The organism is Nostoc sp. MG11 (assembly GCF_014904695.1).
Taxonomy (GTDB): Bacteria; Cyanobacteriota; Cyanobacteriia; order Cyanobacteriales; family Nostocaceae; genus Komarekiella.
Genome location: NZ_JACXXN010000204.1, coordinates 1 through 782 on the forward strand (window position 1 = coordinate 1; position 782 = coordinate 782).

Here is a 782-nt window from a genome sequence, read left to right on the forward strand (position 1 = left end):
CCCTCTCGCAATAAATTCCCACCTCTGGTAATTTCCACCTTATTTGGGCTGGGCGGATTAATCAACTGCTGCAATACAGTGTTTAGATTACGTGTACCAACTACCCCTCGTGTCATAGGGCAAAGTACCTGAACATCAGTTGCCGGATTAAAACCTAAGCGAGGAATTAAGTCAGTAATCAACTCGCAAATAGCTTGCACCCCGTGTTCCGGCTCAAAACCGCCGCCATGCCAGATGCAGTCACAGACGGGAGAATCAGAGATTGGCTCGATTGTGGGGTACTGCCCTTGATTAATTTGGTGCGCGGCGGTGATAATTGCACTCTGCTGAGCTTGGCGAAAGACCTGGGTTAACCGCACCACTGGTACTCTACCGGAATTAATCAAGTCAGCGAGTATTTGACCAGGGCCCACGGATGGCAGCTGGTCGATATCACCCACTAACAACAATTGAGCGCCTTCTGCTACAGCTTTAACCAAAGAATATGCGAGGAATAAATCCAACATACTCGCTTCGTCAACGATAATTGCTGTATGCGGCAAAGGGTTATCGCTACCGCATTTAAAGCCCATTGTTTTCGGGTCGAACTCTAACAAGCGATGAATAGTCTTAGCCTCAAGCCCAGTCATCTCACCCAAGCGTTGAGCAGCGCGTCCAGTGGGAGCAGCTAGGGCGATAGATTTACCCATTGCTTGCCACAGAGAGACTATGGTGTGGGTGGTGAAAGTTTTGCCGCAACCAGGGCCACCAGTCAAAATCATCACCCTTGAATACGCAGCCAT

General features: G+C 49.4%; 1 protein-coding gene. It reads right to left on the reverse strand.

Going from position 1 to position 782, the window contains the following annotated elements:
• Positions 1 to 782 (reverse strand): ATP-dependent DNA helicase (locus HCR01_RS38105; protein ID WP_193201039.1); only part of this gene is annotated, 782 nt, incomplete at both ends.